We start from the raw sequence: 20,539 nt of genomic DNA on the forward strand, positions 1-20,539 counted from the left end.
GTTGCACCAATTCGCGTGGCTTCTCTTGCTCGATCGCCTAGGCTAGTTCATACGATGGAAACTAGAGCACAGACACATCAGACCGGCGGCCGCGACCGCGCGATCGCCGAACGGAATCGCACCGGTGAAGATGAGTTCCGCGTAGACATTGAGCGCATCCGCTTCTCCCCGTACTTCTCCCGGCTGTCCTCGGTGACGCAGGTGATTCCCCAGGCGGGTTCAGGCACCTTGGTCCACAACCGGTTGACCCATTCGCTGAAGGTTTCGGCGGTGGCCCGTTCCATCGCCATCGGCCTCCGGAGACGTGACGAACCTACTAGGCGACTTATCTCCGACTTAGGAGGGTGCGACCCGGTAGTTGTCCAAGCAGCGGCAGCCGCCCACGATCTGGGCCACCCGCCCTTCGGGCATCTGGGCGAGCAGGAACTCGACCGGGTCGCCCGCGATACCTTGGGGCTTCCCGATGGATTCGAAGGCAATGCACAGACCTTCCGGATCCTCACCGCCCTCGATAGCTGCGATGCCACACCGCGCGGCATGAACCTGACCCGCGCGGTTCGCGCGGCTGTGCTCAAATATCCCTGGACGCGCAATGAATGGCGCAGCCAGGCCCCGGTCGCCCCGGAGCTGCTCCCCCGCGGCGTCGGCGCGAATCCGGCTGCTGGCGCCATGAAGTATTCGGCCTACGATATCGAGGCCGAGGAAATGGACGACGTCCTGTCGGTCTTCCCGGGTATCGGAAAATACCAGCAGACGCTGGAAAGCTCGGTTATGGATATCGCCGACGATATCGCCTACGCGGTTCATGACCTTGATGATTTCTATCGAGCTGGCATTTTGCAATACACCAGCGTCTCCGCTGAACTGCGAGCGTGGCTGGATCAGTCCGTGCGCTTCCAAGCCCTGAAGGCTCCAGAGCTGGACCAGCGGCAGCCGGGCCACGCGCTGGAAATTACGTGGCGCCATGTCCTGGCGAAGGATCCCTGGATTGCCAATCCAGACGCATTCCGCGCCTCGGTGCAACGGGTTGGCCATGACCTCGTCGATGGCTTGCTCGCAGTTCCCTACGACGGCGGCTTGCAGGCGGACCGTGCGGTTACCGCCTTCACTCGGCGATGGATTGACCGGTTGCAGGAATCGATCACCGTTGAACGCACGCCTAATGTGCGCAGCGGCCATATCCGCTTGAGCGATGAAGCATGGCATGACGTCGTAGTACTCAAGTTCGTCCATGCCCGCTTCGTCTTGGACCGCTCAGACCTGGCTGTATACCAGCGTGGGCAAACGCGAATTATCCGTTCCCTGGCAGAAGGCTTCAACACCTGGCTCAATGATCCGGAGGATGCAGGGCGTGCACCGCGACGGTTGCTGGACTCGGTGGAAGCTACCACCGAGGAATACCGCCAACTGCGCGAGAGCACCCCAGAGCTGTTCTCGCAGTCCGGCCCGCAAGAGATCCAACGGCTGGGCCAGGCCCGGGCCATCGTCGATTACATTGCTTCCTTCACCGATGCCCAAGCCGTCTCGTTGAATTCGCTGCTAACCGGCACCTCGGACAATCTCTGGGAAGCCGGCCGCGGGCTCTAGCGGCCGGGTGCTGCACCGAGCCTGCGGGGTAGCCCGCCTGCTCGTGTGCCCGGCCGCAAGTCGCGGCATGTTTCATGCCGCGAGAGCCTGCTGTGACAGCTCCTCGAGCACGATCTTCGTCATCATTGACTGTGTCAGTTGCGGATTGATCCGGGCGCTGAAATGCCGCGACATCAGGATGGCCATCCGGTTGGCCGCTTCGTTGTGCCGATTTCCATCGTGCCCTCGAACCCAGCGGGCTCGGGTGCGCCCGGTCCGAAGTTCAAGACTCTCGCGCAGCTCATGATGCACCTTCACAGTGCGCTGCCGTTCTTGCACAAGATCATTGACCGCTTTCACCAGGGCACGGCTGTCGCTGAAAATGGTCAGGTCCGAATCGAGCGGCGCGTGGGTCAGCGCCAGCAGGGCGCCTGTGGTTTCTGCCAGCAAGGTGTCCTGGACGTAGTGCTTCGGCGAAATCGCGCAGGCCCAATGGCCTTGCGAGGTCACCATCGCTCCAGCGCTGCGGAACTTCCTGTTCCGCGGCACCGAACCGTCTGTATAGGCAATGACTGGAAGGTTCGCCGTGTAGTCCTGTACCAGCGGGGCCAGCGCCTGGCTATTGGCCTCGTTGGCAACGCCCAGATCCGGCCCGAATTGCCACGACGGATTGAGGCAGAAAACGGGATTCATCGATAATTCTGCCATTCCGAGGTCGTCATAGTCCGGGACCAACAGGTCGATCGATGACGGCTGCGAGATTTTGCAGGTACCGGAGAACTCCGCGATAGCCTGCAGGATGGCCTGGTCCAATTCCCCGTTGACAGCAGTACCCGTGAGAGTCAGCAATGGACGGTTCACGAAATCGCACAAGGTCAGTGCAAAATCGAAGTGGAGACCGTGCGTGCTTCGCTGGGCGAGGTGCTTTTCTTCGACAATCCGCTCCGCAAATGGAACGTACTGCTGCTTCTTTCCGTGGGCATCGCGAATGAACGCTGAACGTTCGAGAACGGCGATCAGCCGCGAAGGCTGCGGCTGCCGCTGTGCACCGGCCAATCTCCGCACGCCATCCGGTTCATGCGCAATGGGCATCTGCGGACGTGGAACTGGCACCAGCATTGAGATTCCTCCTGCCTGTTTTGTTGATGTCAGGCGATCCTATCGACTGGCACCTACGATTTAGCCCCTGGCCCGAATGTTCTGGTGGGGGCACCTGGGCGAGCTCGGTCTCGCGCCTGCCCGATCGCCAGGTCGAATTGTCGGTGCGCCATGGCATGATCGGGGTAACAACATCACCCCACGGCAAGGAGCAAAGTGGACTCGCAACTTCCCCTCAGAATCATGGAAGCCGTCGGCCTGCTTCACCGGCTGGGCTACCTCGGACTGCGGATCTTGCCCGGCATCAATGCCTCGGGCACCGCGTGGCGGATAGTCATCCACAACGTCACCGAATGGAACCCCGAGGACGAATTCGGCGACCCGTTCAATTCTGAGGAATCCTGCGTCTACAGCACCGCGGGGACCAATGTCTTCAACAACGAAGTGCAGATGCCCGAGGATGTCAGCCGCGTCAGCGTCGCCGAAGCAATCCTTGAGGCCATGCCCTCATTGCAGCGCAGCAGCCCGGGCGAGACCGGAAACTTGGACTACGTGCGCTGGTACGCTCAGCTGCTCTCGCAGGTCACCCGGCTCGACGAGTTGCCGGTGGCGTATGCGGACTACTTTGATGATTCCGAGGGATGGGAACTGGGGTGGGGCAGCCGCCGCCGCTTCCCGGCACCGCCGACCTATCGTCCGGAACCCGCAGTATCCCCGGTGCCGGCCATGCCTGGACAGCGCGATGAGCACTATGTGCTGGAACTGTGCTCCGACATGCTGGGCCTGCAGTGCACCGGCCAGCAGACCTTCGACTGGCTGCGCGGCGACCCGTCTCTGAAGAACGGCAAACGCAAGGCGTTGCCGGTTGATGGCTATTTCGAAGATCTGGGCCTGGTGGTGGAGTACCACGAGCGGCAGCATTCGGAAGCCGTCCCGTTCTTCGACAACAAGGTGACCTCCACCGGCATGCTGCGCGGACCGCAGCGCAAACTCTACGATGCCCGCAAGGCGGCGCGGATTCCGCAGCACGGGCTGACGCTGCTGGTTATCGACTACCGGGATTTCGAGAACAAGAGAGGCAAGATCGAGCGCGATCTGGGACGCGACCGGAAGATCGTGGCCGCGTTGCTGGACCGGGCCGCAGAACGCGCCGAACCTGGGGTCGTTGCGACCTTCCCAGCACCGCTGGCGGAAACGCCCGCTGAACGTTAAAAAGGCAGGCTCCTCCCTCTCGGGCGGCGCCTGCCTGTTCAACTCAGGAGGATACTTGACCAGCAGTTCCAGAGCCTTGTTCAGCGTGGCGGTCCGGGCGCATCACGGCCGAAACTTAGCCTCCTCCGGACGGTAGCAGCCGGTGATGTCCACGGCCTGGCCCCAGGCTTCGGCCACCATGGCCTGCTAGTTCTCGCCCAGCGAATCCCAGCGCAGGTGGTTTTCGGATACCAGGTGCCGCACGTGGTTCGGAGCGGAGCCGCCAGCGCCGGTCTCGAACAGGCCGACGCGAGCCAGCAGCAGATCGATCGACAGGAGTTTGGCCGAGATGGCCAGTTCCACCATCGGGAATAGCTCGGCCAGGTAGTCGCGCGGCACGAAACGGGTTGAATAATGGATTCTTTTACCAAAAGGATTCATTGAGGAATACGCCCCGCAAGTCGAACTCGCGATCCTGCATATCCGTTCAAGCAGGGCATTTTATCTGCCGTGTTAAATTCATTGATCGCCACTCATTTTCACGAGCGGCGATCAATGGCATCGATTCAATGACCGAGGTCTGAAGCTTAGAGACCCAGGCTGCGGATAAGTTCTACCAAGGCTGCAAGAAGTTCGCTCAACATCAAATTACCTCATTCATTTTCGTCTTATCTATGTTTCGTGTTGGTACGAGTGACTCGTTCCGACACGTATAACACTAATTCAACATAGTTCTGACAAGAGCAAATTTAGAGAATATTAGAAACTTTTTACACGGATGCAATGAACGATTTACATTAGAATTCTTGACTGCCGTACCAGCGACTGCTACTTGCCGTTTGGTAACCAGCTCGCATTGACTCCGACTTGCCCTATGGATACTGGCCTGCCGCCAGAATTCATGCAATCACTCACCGACCTTATTGGCCCGGGCAATTTCCTGATAACGGAATTAACCTGTCCACTGTCAGCGCCAGGGAATTCAGGAATCAACGGCGAAAATCGCAAGAAACCCGGAAAATGATTGTCCAGTTGCTGCCGCGCTAGTGGAACAACCAACGAGGAACTGACGACCCGGGGCATCTCCACATGCAGTCAATCCCGATGTTCGGCATCCATAGCTTCATCGCGCGTTAAAGCAGCTGACCCCAATCCTCAACGAGGATTGGGGCCAGCTGATTGGCTGCAGGGACTACTTGGTCAGCAGTTCAAGAGCCTTGTTCAGGGTTGCGCTTGGGCGCATGGCCGCTGCGGTCTTGGCTTCGTCTGGGCGGTAGTAGCCACCCAGCTCGACAGCCTTGCCCTGCACCTCGGCCAGCTCGGCAACGATGGCTTCTTCATTCTCGCCCAGTGCCTTGGCAACTGCGGAGAAGGCCTCGGCCAGTTCTGCGTCCTTGTCCTGCTTGGACAGCTCTTCAGCCCAGAACTTGGCCAGGTAGAAGTGGCTGCCGCGGTTATCCAGCTCACCCACCTTGCGCTTAGGCGACTTGTCTTCCAGCAGGAAAGTGCCAGTTGCAGCGTCGAGGGTATCGGCCAGCACCTGGGCGCGGGCGTTGCCGGTGGTCACTGCCAGGTGCTCGAAGGAAGCACCCAGTGCCATGAACTCGCCCAGCGAATCCCAGCGCAGGTGGTTCTCGTTCACCAGCTGCTGCACGTGCTTCGGAGCCGAGCCGCCGGCACCGGTCTCGAACAGGCCGCCGCCAGCCAGCAGCGGAACGATCGAGAGCATCTTGGCCGAAGTGCCCAGTTCCAGGATCGGGAACAGGTCGGTCAGGTAGTCGCGCAGCACGTTGCCGGTCACCGAGATGGTGTCCTCGCCCTTGCGGATGCGGTCGATCGAGTACTGGGTCGCCTCGACCGGGGAGAGGATCTCGATGGTCAGGCCCTCGGTGTCGTGCTCCTTGAGGTACTCGTTGACCTTGGCGATCAGCACTGCGTCATGGGCGCGGTTCTCATCGAGCCAGAAGACAGCCGGGGTCTGGGAGGCGCGGGCGCGGTTCACTGCCAGCTTCACCCAGTCGCGGATGGCTACATCCTTGGTCTGGCAGGCGCGCCAGATGTCGCCAGCGAAGACCTGGTGCTCGATGAGCACTGCATCGTTCTCGTCCACGATCTGCACGTGGCCGTTGCCAGCGATTTCGAAGGTCTTGTCGTGCGAGCCGTATTCCTCGGCCTTCTGCGCCATCAGGCCGACGTTCGGCACGGTGCCCATGGTGGTCGGGTCGAACGCGCCGTTGGCACGGCAGTCGTCGATGGCGACCTGGTAGATGCCTGCGTAGGAGGAATCCGGCAGCACAGCCAGGGTGTCTGCGGTGTTGCCCTTGGCATCCCACATCTTGCCACCCAGGCGGATCATGGCAGGCATCGAAGCGTCGACAATCACGTCCGATGGAACGTGCAGGTTGGTGATGCCCTTGTCGGAATCGACCATGGCAACTGCCGGGCCCTCTTCCAGGCCCTTGGCGATCAGCTTCTCGACGCCGGCGCGCACCTCGTCGGACAGTTCGTCCAGGCCGCCGAGGATGGCTGCCAGGCCGTTGTTCGGGTTCAGGCCGGCTGCTGCCAGCTCGTCGCCGTAGGTTTCGAACAGCTCGGAGAAGTAGGCCTTCACTACGTGGCCGAAGATGATCGGGTCGGAGACCTTCATCATGGTGGCCTTCAGGTGAGCCGAGAACAGCACGCCCTCTTCCTTGGCGCGGGCCACGGAGCTCTTCAGGAACTCGGACAAGGCCGCGGCGTGCATGACGGTGCCGTCGATGACTTCGCCGGCCAGCACGTCGAAAGGCTTCTTCAGGACCTTGACTTCGCCGTCTTCGCCGACGAAGCGGATCGAGATCTTCTTGTCCGCGTCGATGACTACGGACTTCTCGTTGGCCGCGAAGTCGTCAACGCCCATGGTGGCCACGTTGGTCTTCGAATCAGCGGCCCACTCGCCCATGGAGTGCGGGTACTTGCGAGCGTAGTTCTTCACGCTCAGTGGTGCACGGCGGTCCGAGTTGCCCTCGCGCAGGACCGGGTTCACAGCCGAACCCTTGATCTTGTCGTAGCGCGCGCGGACATCGGTCTCTTCATCCGAGGTCGGGTTATCCGGGTAGTCAGGCAGTGCGTAGCCGGCAGCCTGCAGCTCGGCGACGGCAGCCTTCAGCTGCGGGATCGAAGCCGAGATGTTCGGCAGCTTGATGATGTTTGCATCCGGGGTCTTGGCCAGATCGCCAAGTTCTGCCAGAGCATCACCGATGCGCTGCTCTTCGGTGACATAATCCGGGAAGGTAGCGATGATGCGACCAGCCAGCGAGATGTCGCGGGTCTCAAGTTCCACACCGGCGGTCGAGGCGAAGGCCTCCACGATTGGCAGGAACGAGTGGGTCGCCAGCATAGGCGCTTCGTCGGTGTGGGTGTAAATAATCTTTGCCATAGGTGTGGCGTCTCCCTGAACGTCGTGCGGAAGCGGTGTTACCGCCCTGAACTCAACGTTCCAAATCTACCTGATTTTGCTCTGCACCACACTTTGCGGCAGCGGGAAATACGCGCGGCAACGCCGTTTATTCACCGAAATGCCGGGCTGGACAGCCTGCAAGCAGTTCGTCACATTTAAGTTAATCAGCGATAACTCAACAGAGTTATTCGCTATTCGGCTCTTCCGCCGGCCAGCGCTTCGAGATTCGCCATGGCCTCATCGAAGAGCTCAACTGGATCTGCAGGCTCCCCGGCGCGTTCCGCCTGGCCGAAGCTCTGCCAGGCCACGCGCCAGAGGGCGGCCAAGGCTTCGCCAATCATCAAGGCGGGCATGGCCGGCACCAGCCCGCGGCGGCGCAGCTCCTGCGAGGTGGCAGCGCAGAAGGCTTGATCTTGCCGAGTGATGGCCAATAGCAGCTTCGGCTCCGTGGCAATCAACCGGGAAATGCGCCGGTATTCGTTGCCGCGGATCTCGGCAACAAGGATTCGGCGGCATTCGTTGGCCAGCAACCGGAAAATCTGCGCGCTCGTGGATCCGTCAGCGATGGGGCATTCGGTCACGGCCTGGATCAATTCATGCTGCGCCGGCACCATGGCCGCTTCCCTGGATTCGCAGTAGCGGAAGAAGGTCCGCTCGGAAATGCCGGCCCGGGCAGCGATCTGCCCCACGGTCACCGATTCCAGGCCCTGCTGTTCCACCAGGTCCAAGGTTGCCGCCCGGATGGACTGGATCGTTGCCTCTTTGCGTTCCTCGCGAATCCCCATGGCGCTCTCCGATGCTCCGGACTGCCTGTACTGCGCAGGCCTCGTCCACCAAATTTGTTTCCTGTCACAGTCTGACAGATTCGCTTACGAAAAAGTGGCAGAGTGTGACAGTATTTAGCGGTTGACACTCCACAGGAAGAAGACTTCGTGACTACAAATCCCCCTAGAACCAGCGCCAAGCCAAGCGCGGCGCCCGCCGGGCAACTCTCCACCAAAACCCTGACAGGCATCATCGCCTCGCTGGCCCTGGCCGCTTTCATGATGATCCTGAACGAGACCGTGCTCACGGTAGCGCTGCCCGGCATCATGCAGGACATGGGCATTTCGGCGTCCACCGGCCAGTGGCTCACCACCGGATTCCTGCTGACCCTGTCGGTCGTCATCCCCACCACCGGCTTCCTGCTGCAGCGCTTCGCGCACCGGTCGCTGTTCTTCTTCGCCGTCATCAGCTTCATCCTCGGCACCGTCATCGCGGTGCTGGCGCCGAGCTTCGGCTTCTTGCTGCTGGCACGCGTTATCCAGGCCGTTGGCACGGCCATCGTCCTGCCCTTGCTGATGACCACCACCTTGACGCTTGTGCCCGTCCACCAGCGCGGCACCATCATGGGCCTGAACTCGATCGTCATCGGCGTCGGCCCGGCTATCGGGCCTACCGCTTCGGGGGCTATCGTGCACGCCTTGGGCTGGCACTACATCTTCATCCTGATGCTGCCGATCGCCGTGGCGGTCCTGGTACTGGGCGCCATCTTCTTCAAGATCCCTTCCAGTGCACGAAAGATCAAGGTGGATTCCGCTTCGGTCCTGCTATCCGCCTTGGCCTTCGGGTTCCTGGTGTATGGCATTTCCAGCATCGAGCATGCCGCGGATAACGCCACGATGATGATCGCCAGCTTCGCCATCGGCTTGGTGGCCCTGGCACTGTTCATCATTCGCCAGGTCAAGCTGGCCGCCAGCGGCCGCGAACTGCTGAACCTGACCCCGTTTGCCTCGCGCAGCTTCAGCTTCGCGATCGCGATGATCATGATTGCCTTCGGCACCCTGCTCGGTTCGCTGATGATTGTGCCGATCCTGCTGGAATCCGGGCAGGGCGTCGACTCGCTGCAGATCGGCATCATGCTGCTTCCCGGCGGACTGGCACAGGCCATCGCCTCGCCGATTTTCGGGCGGATCTACGACAAGCGCGGTCCGCGCCCGGTCCTGATCCCCGGCGCCGTGCTCCTGGCCGCCGGGCAGTGGATGTACACCACTGTCACCGCGCAGACCGAATTGTGGATGTTCATGCTCTGCCACATCGTCTTCTCCATCGGACTGGCCCTGCTGATGACCGGCTTGATGTCCTCCGCGATGGCTTCGGTGGATCCGCGCCTGTTCGGCCACGGTTCGGCAATCTTCAATACCGCGCAGCAGCTGGGCGGCGCCATCGGCACCACGGTCTTCGTGACCGTGATGTCGCTGCTGTCAAAGGTCCAGCTGGACGCCGGGTCCGAGCTGGCCGAGGCCTTGTTCTCTGGCGCGCACATCTCGTTCATCGTCGGCGCCGTGCTGGCCACGATCGGCATCGTCTTCGCATTCATGATCAAGGGCGAGAAGTCGCACGCGAATCACTGAGGCGCCACTTCGGCGTTGCTGGCTCTCAAGGCCTGGATGCCCAGACGCTGACCTCCGGGAAAGCGGCAGGCGTCCCAGATAAATATAGGGTTTAGCCCGAGCGGAGGAATTCCTGGTGGAATTCCTCCGCTCGGGCTTCATTTGTCCTTGGAGGCACCCCGGGCTGTCGGCCGCTTCCTTGTCCGTTGGGTTCTGGGCAGTTGCATGGCTACGGCGATCTCATAAGTTCCCCCAACGCGAGGCTGGCCACGAAACCGCCGGGTTCGCGATTCACGTTGGGAAGCACGGAGTTGCCTAGGCGCTTCTACTGGGCGCCGGAACAGGGAACCAGTTACCACCTACGTCATATTCTGCTTCCGACATTTGACGGCCACATCCTTCGCACACCTGAGTGAATACTGCCACGGACACCGCCCGATTTCGCACTGTTTATTGGCGAGCAGCGGCAGGTCATTGGTCGTTTTCCAACTCTTTTATCCCAATAACTAAGTAAATTTTCATTGATTCCCAGAGATCATGAGGTGCAGATAAACTCTCAGGCATAGCACTTCTCCCCCGTGTACTCCTATGCGAGGTGTATATAAATCTGAGTTTGAGACGAGTAATGGGATCAAATAATCCGCTAATCACCCGCACCACAATAGGAATAGCCGCCTTAGCGCTTGTCTCGCCATTATTATTTACTGCTTGCACAGAAGCTCCAGTTGAGCCATCAGCTAACAGTTCGGCAACAACGACAATTCAGGAGAGCCCCGAAGAGTCAGCCGATGTCCAGGAGCTTAAATCGGTCTATGAATCCTTTGATCCTGCTCAGCTCACCGAACTGACCAAGCAACGCCACGAAGAATCATCCGATTCCAACCTGGTTTTTGTCACTGAAGGATTGATTGAGCCAGATAGTGAGTTGAGCGTTCCGAAGATACCTGGTGCGAACAAGAAGTCCCTACTCGTTTCCTACATGTGCCGTTCTTCCGCTGAACAAGACGCTCGATGGCGCGTTGACTTCCGTGCAGATTCCAAACCTCTGAAATCAGGCGTTCAGTCGGGGTCTTGCAATACGAATTCACTGGAAATGTTCATCACGAGAACGCTAACTCCGGCAGAGTTACCCGAAGCATTGGAAGGGACGGGGAATGTTGAGCTCGCTGTGTCTATTTTCGAGATTGAGGAAACCAGTTGAGGCCATGCCACAGAAATCCTGCAGTGGGAGCATCAGCTCTGCGGTGAGCAGAAACTGGTCCTCAAGCAACGACCGCGGCTTGGGCACAACTAAATTCTTGAGAAGTTGGCTTTAGGGTGCCGCTACCCCTTGTCCGGTCCTCGGACCGTGCCGAGAACCGACCCACGTTCTGCCCATCACGGCCTTCTCGCCTTGCCTGCAAGGTGATAGCTTGAAGGCCAATCAGGGAAAACCAGAAGCCTTGGTCTTCCTCACCCCCGGGTCACCGGGCAGCCAGACAGGGGACACAACATGGCAGCATTGCCGGAAACCGATATGAGCGATCTGGCCATTGCCTCGCGGGCAGTGCTCAGACCAATCTCCCGGATTGCCGAGGCGGCCGGAATCCCGCAGGACGCGCTGGAGCCCTACGGCAAGTACAAGGCCAAAATTGATCCTGCCCTGCTGCCGGCCAACGGAAGCCGGCCCGGAAAAGTCGTCCTGGTCAGCGGCATGTCCCCGACGCCGGCAGGGGAAGGCAAATCCACCATGGTGGTGGGCCTGGGCGACGCGCTGGCTGCCACCGGGACCAAGACCATCATCGCGCTGCGCGAGCCCTCGGTCGGCCCGAGCTTCGGGATGAAGGGCGGAGCCACGGGCGGAGGCCAATCCCAGGTGCTGCCCATGGACGAGATCAATCTGCATTTCACCGGGGATTTCCACGCCATCACCAGTGCGAACAACCTTCTCATGGCCATGCTCGACAACCACCTGCAGCAGGGCAACGAGCTGGGCATCGACCCGCGATCCATCACCTTCAAGCGGGTGCTGGACATGAACGACCGCGCATTGCGCCACGTGGTGATCGGCCTGGGCGGTACCGCCAACGGGGTGCCGCGCGAAACTGGCTTCGAAATCACCGCCGCCTCCGAGGTCATGGCTGTTTTCTGCCTGGCCACCGGGCTGGCGGACCTGCGCGCCCGATTGGGCAGGATCACCGTCGGAAACACCTACGCCAAGGCCCCGGTCACCGCCGATGACCTGGGCGCGGCGGGTGCGATGGCGCTGCTGCTCAAGGAAGCCATCAAGCCCAACCTGGTGCAGAGCATCGGGGGCACTCCCGCGCTCATCCACGGCGGGCCCTTTGCCAACATCGCCCACGGCTGCAACTCGGCCATCGCCACCAACACCGCCCGCGCACTGGCCGAAGTGGTGGTGACCGAAGCCGGCTTCGGCACCGATCTGGGCGCCGAGAAATTCATGGACATCAAGGCCCGCTACGCCGGGTGCCCGCCGGACACGGTGGTCATTGTCGCCACCGTCCGCGCACTGAAGATGCATGGTTCGGTGCCCAAGGAGGAGCTGGGGGAAGAAAACGTCGAGGCCGTGCGGGCCGGGCTGCCGAACCTGGAACGCCACGCCTCGATCGTCTCGAAGTTCGGCATCCAGCCAGTGATCGCCATCAACCGCTTCACCACGGATACCGATGCCGAGCTGGAAGCGGTCACCGGCTGGGCAAAACAGCAGGGCATTGCCTGCGCCATCGCCGATGTCTGGGGCCAGGGCGGCTCCGGAGCAGGCGAGCTGGCCGCCATGGTGCTGCGGATCATCGGGGAACCGGGCAATTTTGCCCCGCTGTACGAGCTGCAGCAGCCGGTCGAAGACAAGATCCTGACCCTGGTGCGCGGCGTCTACGGCGGCGAAGGCGTCGAGTACTCCCCCAAGGCCCGGAGGATGCTCCAGCAGATCCACGACAATGGCTGGTCGCACCTGCCGGTCTGCATCGCCAAAACCCAGTACTCCTTCTCCGATGACCCGCAGCTGCTAGGCGCCGCCCGCGGATTCACCGTGCAGGTCCGCGAGCTGATCCCCAAGACCGGTGCCGGATTCATCGTGGCCATCACCGGGGCGCTCACCACGATGCCGGGCCTTCCGAGGGTGCCAGCTGCCATGCGCATGGATGTCGACGAGCACGGCAACGCCATCGGGCTGTCCTAGCGGCCAGGCAAGGCCGCGGGTACCGCCAGCGTGCCAGGATTCCACGGCGGGCGAACATGGTAATTCCCTGATCGCACCGCATTTCACCACGATTCACGGCTAGGCTATGTGAACCAGCACCCGCTAGCTGGCAATCAAGCAAGGCACGGATGAAGGGAAATAACCATGGGAACCGAAAACCACGACGAAACCACAGGTCCAGCTCAGACTCCGGACCCAGAGGGCGAGAACACTACTGTCCCTGATCCGGATGAGGCACAGAACGCGCCCATTCCGTTCGGGCATGAAGATTCCGACGGCGAAGAAGGCCAGTAGCCGCACCTCCAGTCACAAGACCTGCCCGAGGCCAGGATTCCGCAAGGATTCCTGGCCTCGGGCTTTGCTATTCCACGTGCAAAACGCCTGATCAGATGACAGATGGGGGCACCGCTCCAGCGGAATTCCGGGAAGCGATGCTCAAAAACCCTGCCAAGATTGTTGAACAATTACCGAAAGTGGGGCATTCTTTTACCAAGAGGTATTCACGAGACGGGGATCACAATGCCATACATAGACCTGAATTCAGACGTAGGCGAGTCGTTCGGCAACTGGACGATGGGCGACGACGCCGCCATCTTCACCTCCGTGTCTTCGGCCAATGTAGCTTGCGGGTTCCACGCTGGAGACCCCAGCACCATCGCCCAGACCTGCCGCGATGCGGTCAGCGCCAACGTCACCATCGGAGCCCATGTGGGCTACCGCGACCTGGCCGGTTTCGGCCGCCGCTTTCTGGACTGCTCGGCCACCGAATTGGCCGATGACGTCCTCTACCAGCTTGGAGCCCTGCAAGCCCTGGCACGCGCCGCAGGCAGCGAAATCAAGTACGTCAAGCCGCACGGCGCCCTGTACAACACCATCGTGCACCACCAGGTGCATGCCCAGGCCGTCATCGATGCCATCAAGGCCTTCGGCACCGACCTGCCGGTCCTGCTGCTGCCAGGTTCTGTCGCCCTGCAAAAGGCCGAAGCCGCTGGCCTGCGCGGCGTCGCAGAAGCCTTCGCCGACCGCAACTACACCCCCGAGGGCACCCTGGTCTCCCGCCGCGAATCCAACGCCGTATTGCACGACCCCGCGCAGGTCACCGAGAACATGGTCCGCCTGGCCACCGAAGGCACCATTGTTGCCGTGGACGGCAGCACCATCAAGATGGAAGCCGAGAGCATCTGCCTGCACGGCGATACTGCCGGTGCAGTGGCCATGGCCAGCGCCGTGCGCGCAGGACTGGAACATGCCGGCGTGCAGATCCGGAGCTTCGCGTGAGCATCCGCGCCATTCACCGGGCAGGTTCCCATGATCTGCTCATCGACCTGGACTCGCTCGATGCTGTCTTGGCGCTCAACGCCGCCTTGGAAACCTCTCCCCTGTCCGGACAGCGCGACCTCTTGGCCGCCGCGCAAACGGTACTGCTGAAATTCGATTCCGCGCAGAGCGCCGAACGGGCCATGGCAGCACTGCCAGAACTTGAAGTAGCCTCTGCACTCCACGCTGCGGGCAAGCTGGTTGAAATACCAGTGAATTACGATGGCGAAGACCTCGCCGCCGTGGCCGGGCTGACCGGGCTGAGCACCGAAGCTGTGATCAATGCGCACACCAGCCAGAGGTGGCGTGCAGTATTTGGCGGATTCGCTCCCGGCTTCGCCTATCTGCTCGGCGAAAGCCAGGACTTGAATGTCCCGCGCAGAGACTCCCCGCGCACCAAGGTGCCCGCCGGAGCGGTGGCGCTCGCCGGTGAGTACTCGGCCGTCTATCCGCGCCAATCCCCCGGAGGCTGGCAGCTGATTGGACATACCGATCTGCAAATGTGGGATTTGCAGCGCGAAAATCCTGCATTGATCCGGCCGCAGGATACCGTGCAGTTCGTCCGGGCCACCCGGAAAATATCGGTGAGCCAGGCACCCGCCGCACAAGACGAAGCATCAGGGCAGGCACTTGCCGGTGGCCTGAAAATCATCGACGCCGGCCTGCAATCCCTGCTCCAGGATGCCGGACGCATCGGCTATGGCAACCTCGGAGTTGGCGTCGCAGGAGCCGCAGACCCGGCCGCCTTCCACCAGGCCAACCGCCTGGTGGGCAACCAACCAGGCCAGGCCGTGATCGAGAACCTCGGCAGCCGCATCACCGTTGAGGCCGAGCAAGACCAGGTGCTGGCGCTTACCGGCGCCGAAGCAGAACTCTGGATCACCCCGGCCGAAGACGACCAGGTCCGCACCCCGCGCCAGGCCGCGGCCAATGCACCGTTCGCGCTGCTGCACGGCGAGCGCCTGGAGGTTGAACCCGCCGGCCGCGGACTGCGCAGCTACCTTGCGGTGCGCGGCACCATCGAGCAGGAACCGGTCCTCGGCTCGCTGTCCACCGACACCCTCTCCGGAGTCGGTCCCCAGCCTCTGCAAGCCGGAGGCATGCTGCCGGTGAACCGCCCGCATCTGGGCCACATCGTTGGCAACAGCGAACCGAGCACCCTGCCGGTCCCAGACGATAACGGCGTGTACACGCTGCGCGCCATGCCCGGTCCGCGTGCCGATTGGTTTGGCCAGGCGGGCCTGGACCAGCTGGCCGCCCAGATTTGGGATGTCACCAGCGAATCCAACCGCGTGGGTGTACGCCTGGGCACCGGCGCGCAACCGCTGCAGCGCGTCCGCTCCGGGGAACTGGCCAGTGAAGGCGTAGCCCGCGGATCCTTGCAGGTGCCGCCCTCCGGCCTGCCGGTGCTGTTCCTCGCAGATCATCCGGTCACCGGCGGCTATCCGGTGATCGCCACCGTCATTGCCGAAGACCTCAGCGCAGCCGCGCAGCTTCCGCCCGGAAGCAGAATTCGATTCGAACTCCATCCCGCTGCCGGCCACGCGGCATCTGACGCCTAAGGAATTGCCATGAAAAAAGTTCTCATCGCCAACCGAGGCGAAATCGCGGTCCGCATTGCCCGGGCGGCCACCGACGCAAACATTTCGTCGGTAGCCATCTACTCGGACCCGGATGCCGACGCCCTGCACGTGCGCCGCGCAGATGAAGCGTACCCGCTGCATGGTTCCACCGGCGCGGACACCTACCTGGATATCGAGAAGATCATCGAGATTGCCAAGCGCTGCGGCGCCGATGCGGTGCACCCCGGCTACGGTTTCCTCTCGGAGAACGCGAACTTCGCCGCCGCCGTCATCGAAGCCGGCATGAGCTGGATTGGCCCGCCCCCCGCGGCCATCGAAGCACTGGGCAACAAGGTCACGGCCCGGCAGATCGCGGTGCGCGCAGGTGCGCCGCTGGCCCCGGGCACCGACGGCCCGGCAGCGGACGCCGGCGAGGTGCGGGCCTTCGCTGAAGAGTACGGCGTGCCGGTCGCCATCAAGGCGGCCTTCGGCGGCGGTGGCCGCGGCATCAAGATCGCCTACTCGCTCGATGAGATCTCCGATGCTTTCGAGTCCGCCACCCGCGAAGCCACCGTGGCCTTTGGCCGTGGCGAATGCTTCGTGGAACGTTTCCTGGCCAAGCCGCGCCACGTCGAGGCCCAGGTGCTGGCCGATACCCACGGCAATGTGGTGGTCGTCGGCACCCGCGACTGCTCCTTGCAGCGCCGCCACCAGAAGCTGGTGGAAGAGGCGCCTGCCCCGTTCTTGACCGATGAGCAGCGGACCCGGATCCATCAGTCCGCGAAGGCGATCTGCAAGGAAGCCGGATATGTCGGGGCCGGCACCGTGGAATACCTGGTGGCCCAGGACGGTCTGATCTCCTTCTTGGAGGTCAACACCCGTTTGCAGGTGGAGCACCCGATCACCGAGGAGACTTCCGGCGTTGATCTGGTGGCCGAGCAGTTCCGCATTGCCGATGGCCTGCCGTTGTCCATTGCCGAGGACCCGCAGCCCACCGGCCATGCCATCGAATTCCGCATCAATGCCGAGGACCCGGCTCGCGGCTTCCTGCCTGCGCCCGGCACCGTGGAGCGGTTCGAAGCGCCAACCGGCGCCGGCGTGCGCGTGGACTCAGGGGTCCGCAGCGGCTCGGTCATTCCGCCGTTCTACGACTCGATGATCGCCAAGCTGATTGTGCGCGGTGCCGACCGGAACCAGGCGTTGCGCCGTGCCCGCCTGGCGCTGGAAGAAATCAGCATTGCCGGTGTACCTACGGTCCTGCCATTCCACCGCGCCGTCATCGAGCACGAAGCGTTCAACGGCGAATCCCTGGGCGTCTACACCACATGGATCGAGGACGAGTTCCTCAACGAGGTGGAGGCCAGCGACGAGATGGATCTGGACCAGCGCGATACCAGCCGTGAAACCATCACCATAGAGCTCGATGGCAAGGCCGTCCAGCTGGGTCTTCCCGCTGCACTGACCAACGCGTTGCGCAATACCCCCGGAGCCGGCACCGCCGCCGCCACCCAGGATGATGCTGCCGGCCAGGTCGATGCCGCCGCGGTACGCAGCACCATGGACGGGAACCTCGTCCGCTTCGCCGCGGAAGATGGCAGTACAGTCGCCGAAGGGCAGAGCATTGCCATCGTCGAGGCGATGAAGATGGAATCCACCATCACCGCGCACCGTGATGGCATCTTCCGCGCAGCGGACTTGAGCGCAGGGTCAGCCGTACGCCGCGGCGACACCTTGGGCACCATCGGCTAGCGTCCAGGCCATGAAGTCCGTACCCGCAGGCCAGTTGGGATAAATTGGAAGCATGAAAGCCACCAGCAGCACCTCGCATCCAGCCAAGGCCCCACACGCGCACAGCGGGCTCTGGGCTGCCAATGAGCTGCGCCGCCGCATTGCCGAAGGCGAGCTATTGCCCGGTGACAAGCTTTCCGAGCAGACCCTGGCTGAATCATTGGGGCTCTCGCGCAATACCTTGCGCGAGAGCTTCACCTTGCTCAATAGCGAGCTGATCATCACCCGGATCCCCAACCGGGGTGTTTTCGTGGCTTCTCCGGATGCTGATGATGTGCGGGAAATCTATGCGGTGCGCCGTACCGTCGAGCCGGCATGCCTGGCGTGGGGCCAAGACATCGACCTGGACCGGTTGGGCAAGATCATCGAGGAGGCTCGCACAGGTCTGGCTGCCGGCGACGTGCCGCGGATGGCCAATGCCAATCAGGCCTTCCACAAGCAGCTGGTCGCCTCCTCCGATAGCGAACTGCTCCAGGAGCTGATGAGCCGCGTGCTGGCCCGCATGCGCCTGGTCTTCCACGCCATGAGCGACGCCCCGGATTTCCATTCGCACTATGTAGAGCGCAATGCGAATCTGCTGGCCATGCTCCGCGCCGGAAAGCGCTTGGAAGCCGCCCAGACCCTGCGCGGCTATCTCGACACCGCTGAAGCTGAGTTGCTCAGCCACATCGCCCAACGCCCGGAGTAGGCATGGAGCAGGGCCTTGGCCCATTCCGCTTGCGATTTCCATCTCATCCGCGCCGTGCATTCCTCACTGCTTTGCGGCAAATGCCAGCCTCCAGCGCATGCCTCATCGGGTTGCGCACCCTTGTTTTCCAAGGATGCACCAGAGGCCAAATCCGGGTTTGCCCCGCGGAATTTCCACTGCGATCACCGGTTTTTCCGGATCCTTGATGCAATTGCCGCCTGCCTGCCTGCCGATGCTGGCAGCCTCAAACCCAGCTCCCTGCGGGTTTCCTCGACGCACGGACAAGCCAAGCAAGCACATAGATAGCCAACGTATGGTTTAACGAAACCATTGCGCGCCACCGCCGTTTCATCACGGCCTAGGCCCTCGTCCCCTGCTTGGAAGGTCGCACCACCCGTGAAATTGCCTGTAGCCGAATTGCACATCCACCTTGAGGGAACGCTGGAGCCAGAAATGATCATGGCGCTGGCGGCAAAAAACGGTGTTGAGCTGCCCTATGCCACCGTTGACCAGCTGCGTGCCAAGTACCAGTTCAGCAATCTCCAGTCCTTCCTCGACCTGTTCTATGCGAATATGGCGGTCCTGCGCACTGCTGAAGACTTCCACGAAATCACGGTGGCCTACCTGCAGCGCGCCCACGACTCCGGCGTGCGCCATGTGGAATTGTTCTTCGATCCACAAGCTCACATCCAGCGCGGACTGGGCCTGGGCGAGGTCATCGCCGGCATCCGTTCCGGCCTGGACGAGGGCGCAGAACGCTGGGGGATCTCCCACAAGCTCATCGCGTGCTTCTGGCGCCATGCCCCAGCGGAAGAAGCTATGGACTTGATGAAGGTGCTGGTCGCCGAGAAGCACGATATCGATGGCATCGGCCTGGATTCCTCGGAGGTGGGTTTCCCTCCCGAGCTGTTCCAGGAAGTCTTTGCCTATGCCCGCGCCCACGGCCTGCACGTCGTTGCCCATGCGGGCGAGGAAGGCCCTGCTGACTACATTTGGCAAGCGCTGGACTTGTTGGAGGTTGAGCGCGTGGACCACGGCATCCGTTGCCTGGACGATCCGACGCTGGTTCAGCGCTTGGTCGACGAGCAGATGCCTTTGACTGTCTGCCCGCTATCAAACATCCATTTGCGTGCGGTGGACACCATGGCCGATCATCCATTGCCGCAGATGCTCGAAAAGGGCTTGAAGGTTTCGGTGCATTCCGATGATCCTGCCTACTTCGGCGGATACATGGATGCCAATTTTGCCTCGCTCATGGCAAGCTTCAACTTCAGCACCGGGCAGCTGGCTACGCTGGCAAGGAATTCCTTTGAATCCGCATTCCTGGATGAAGAATCCAAGCAGGTACTGCTTGCCGAAGTCCAGGCCTGGGTTCAGCGGCAAAGCCTTTAGACATGGGAACGCGGCGGCCTCTTGGGGGAAGGCCACCGCGTTCGATCCAGGGCCAAAGGCCCTGGCGGGAACTTGGCGGCCCCCTTGGGGTGAGGCCGCCTCGTTCGGTCTATGGGCTAGGGAACCTGGTATTGGGAATCCCTGATATCCGTAATGAGCATGTGCCCCGGTGCGTGGCCGATGGCCAAGGCCGGGCGGGACTCCATCACTGCCGCCTGCGGAGTGACGCCGCAGGCCCAGAACACCGGAATCATCCCTTCCGGGATCTGCACTGCATCGCCGAAGTCCGGTGCGCCCAAATCCTTGATGCCCAGCTCTTCCGGGTTCCCGATATGCACCGGCGCCCCGTGAACGGCCGGATAGCGGGAAGTAATCCGCACCGCGTCGGCCACATGCGAGGCGGGAATCGGGCGCATGGAGACCACCATCGGACCTGACATCGCTCCGGCCGACTGCGAGCGGATATTGGTCTTGTACATTGGCACGTTCACGCCCTGGTCGATATGCGCGATGGAAATGCCGCTTTCCATCAGTGCGCTCTCGAAGGTGAACGAGCAGCCGACAATGAAGGTCACCAGATCATCACGCCAGTACTCTGACAGGTCGGTGGGTTCAGCCACCTTGACCCCGTTTTCGTAAACCATGTACTTCGGCACGTCAGTGCGGATATCTCCGCCTTCCAGCAACTCGTTGCTGGTCTGCCCGGCTTCCAGGACACCGAGGATCGGGCAGGACTTGGGGTTGCGCTGGGCAAAGAGCAGCACATCGAAGGCCAGCTCCTGGGGAACGATAATCAGGTTTGCCTGCGCGTATCCGGCACTGATTCCCGCGGTCGGGAGCACCTGTCCGGCACGGAACAGCTCGCGGGCCTCGCTCGGGGCCATGGCCGCACGTTCGGTCTGCCCGAGGCTCGATAAGTCCTTCATTATT

Annotated in this window: 15 protein-coding genes and 1 pseudogene; 11 read left to right on the top strand and 5 right to left on the bottom strand. The window is 61.9% G+C overall.

Annotation, left to right across the window (positions count from 1 at the left end; genetic code table 11):
- Positions 1-54: 54 nt before the first annotated feature.
- Positions 55-1,587, top strand: a complete 1,533-nt coding sequence (locus AAZQ98_RS10755) for a deoxyguanosinetriphosphate triphosphohydrolase family protein (RefSeq protein ID WP_365945776.1) — start codon at positions 55-57, stop codon at positions 1,585-1,587.
- A gap of 72 nt (positions 1,588-1,659) precedes the next feature.
- Here the strand turns inward: AAZQ98_RS10755 and AAZQ98_RS10760 are convergent, their stop codons facing one another.
- Positions 1,660-2,679: an RNase H family protein gene (locus AAZQ98_RS10760; RefSeq protein ID WP_434692087.1), complete on the bottom strand. Its 1,020-nt coding sequence runs from the start codon at positions 2,677-2,679 to the stop codon at positions 1,660-1,662.
- A 201-nt stretch (positions 2,680-2,880) separates the two neighbouring features.
- Between AAZQ98_RS10760 and AAZQ98_RS10765 the strand changes: the two genes are divergently transcribed.
- On the top strand, positions 2,881-3,876 hold the full coding sequence (locus AAZQ98_RS10765) for a hypothetical protein (protein ID WP_434692089.1): 996 nt from the start codon (positions 2,881-2,883) through the stop codon (positions 3,874-3,876).
- 192 nt (positions 3,877-4,068) lie between these two features.
- On the opposite strand, the pseudogene AAZQ98_RS10770 reads toward AAZQ98_RS10765, so the two are convergent.
- From AAZQ98_RS10770 to AAZQ98_RS10780, 3 genes and pseudogenes are all read right to left on the bottom strand, one after another.
- A pseudogene (locus tag AAZQ98_RS10770) lies at positions 4,069-4,254 on the bottom strand (NADP-dependent isocitrate dehydrogenase); the annotation flags it as partial.
- A gap of 793 nt (positions 4,255-5,047) precedes the next feature.
- Positions 5,048-7,270, bottom strand: a complete 2,223-nt coding sequence (locus AAZQ98_RS10775) for an NADP-dependent isocitrate dehydrogenase (RefSeq protein ID WP_434692092.1) — start codon at positions 7,268-7,270, stop codon at positions 5,048-5,050.
- Between the two features lie 212 nt (positions 7,271-7,482).
- Positions 7,483-8,076 (bottom strand): TetR/AcrR family transcriptional regulator, encoded by a 594-nt coding sequence (locus tag AAZQ98_RS10780; RefSeq protein WP_434692095.1) that lies wholly within the window; start codon positions 8,074-8,076, stop codon positions 7,483-7,485.
- Between the two features lie 147 nt (positions 8,077-8,223).
- On the opposite strand from AAZQ98_RS10780, the gene AAZQ98_RS10785 reads away from it, so the two are divergent.
- The 9 genes from AAZQ98_RS10785 to AAZQ98_RS10825 all read left to right on the top strand — a co-directional run bounded on the left by AAZQ98_RS10785 (position 8,224) and on the right by AAZQ98_RS10825 (position 19,609).
- On the top strand, positions 8,224-9,684 hold the full coding sequence (locus tag AAZQ98_RS10785; protein WP_434692097.1) for an MDR family MFS transporter: 1,461 nt from the start codon (positions 8,224-8,226) through the stop codon (positions 9,682-9,684).
- 604 nt (positions 9,685-10,288) lie between these two features.
- On the top strand, positions 10,289-10,864 hold the full coding sequence (locus tag AAZQ98_RS10790; protein WP_434692099.1) for a hypothetical protein: 576 nt from the start codon (positions 10,289-10,291) through the stop codon (positions 10,862-10,864).
- Positions 10,865-11,155: 291 nt separating this feature from the next.
- A complete protein-coding gene (locus AAZQ98_RS10795; RefSeq protein WP_434692101.1) occupies positions 11,156-12,841 on the top strand; it encodes a formate--tetrahydrofolate ligase in 1,686 nt (561 codons plus the stop codon).
- A gap of 165 nt (positions 12,842-13,006) precedes the next feature.
- Positions 13,007-13,156, top strand: coding sequence for a hypothetical protein (locus tag AAZQ98_RS10800; protein WP_365945769.1), 150 nt, complete (start codon positions 13,007-13,009; stop codon positions 13,154-13,156).
- 225 nt (positions 13,157-13,381) lie between these two features.
- Positions 13,382-14,140, top strand: coding sequence for a LamB/YcsF family protein (locus tag AAZQ98_RS10805; RefSeq protein ID WP_365945768.1), 759 nt, complete (start codon positions 13,382-13,384; stop codon positions 14,138-14,140).
- Complete coding sequence (locus tag AAZQ98_RS10810; RefSeq protein ID WP_434692104.1) at positions 14,137-15,741, top strand: carboxyltransferase domain-containing protein; 1,605 nt, start codon at positions 14,137-14,139, stop codon at positions 15,739-15,741. Before AAZQ98_RS10805 ends, AAZQ98_RS10810 begins: the two co-directional genes overlap by 4 nt.
- Positions 15,742-15,750: 9 nt before the next feature.
- Entirely contained in the window at positions 15,751-17,490 is a 1,740-nt protein-coding gene (locus AAZQ98_RS10815) for an acetyl/propionyl/methylcrotonyl-CoA carboxylase subunit alpha (protein WP_434692106.1), read from the top strand.
- A 52-nt stretch (positions 17,491-17,542) separates the two neighbouring features.
- Positions 17,543-18,217, top strand: a complete 675-nt coding sequence (locus AAZQ98_RS10820) for a GntR family transcriptional regulator (protein WP_105661647.1) — start codon at positions 17,543-17,545, stop codon at positions 18,215-18,217.
- A gap of 396 nt (positions 18,218-18,613) precedes the next feature.
- The gene (locus AAZQ98_RS10825) at positions 18,614-19,609 is read left to right on the top strand and encodes an adenosine deaminase (protein WP_434692109.1); all 996 of its coding nucleotides are present in this window, start codon (positions 18,614-18,616) and stop codon (positions 19,607-19,609) included.
- Positions 19,610-19,725: 116 nt separating this feature from the next.
- Here the strand turns inward: AAZQ98_RS10825 and AAZQ98_RS10830 are convergent, their stop codons facing one another.
- A complete protein-coding gene (locus AAZQ98_RS10830) occupies positions 19,726-20,535 on the bottom strand; it encodes a putative hydro-lyase (RefSeq protein WP_434692111.1) in 810 nt (269 codons plus the stop codon).
- Between the last annotated feature and the right edge of the window lie 4 nt (positions 20,536-20,539).

It is taken from the genome of Glutamicibacter sp. Je.9.36, assembly GCF_051129975.1.
Taxonomy (GTDB): Bacteria; Actinomycetota; Actinomycetes; order Actinomycetales; family Micrococcaceae; genus Glutamicibacter.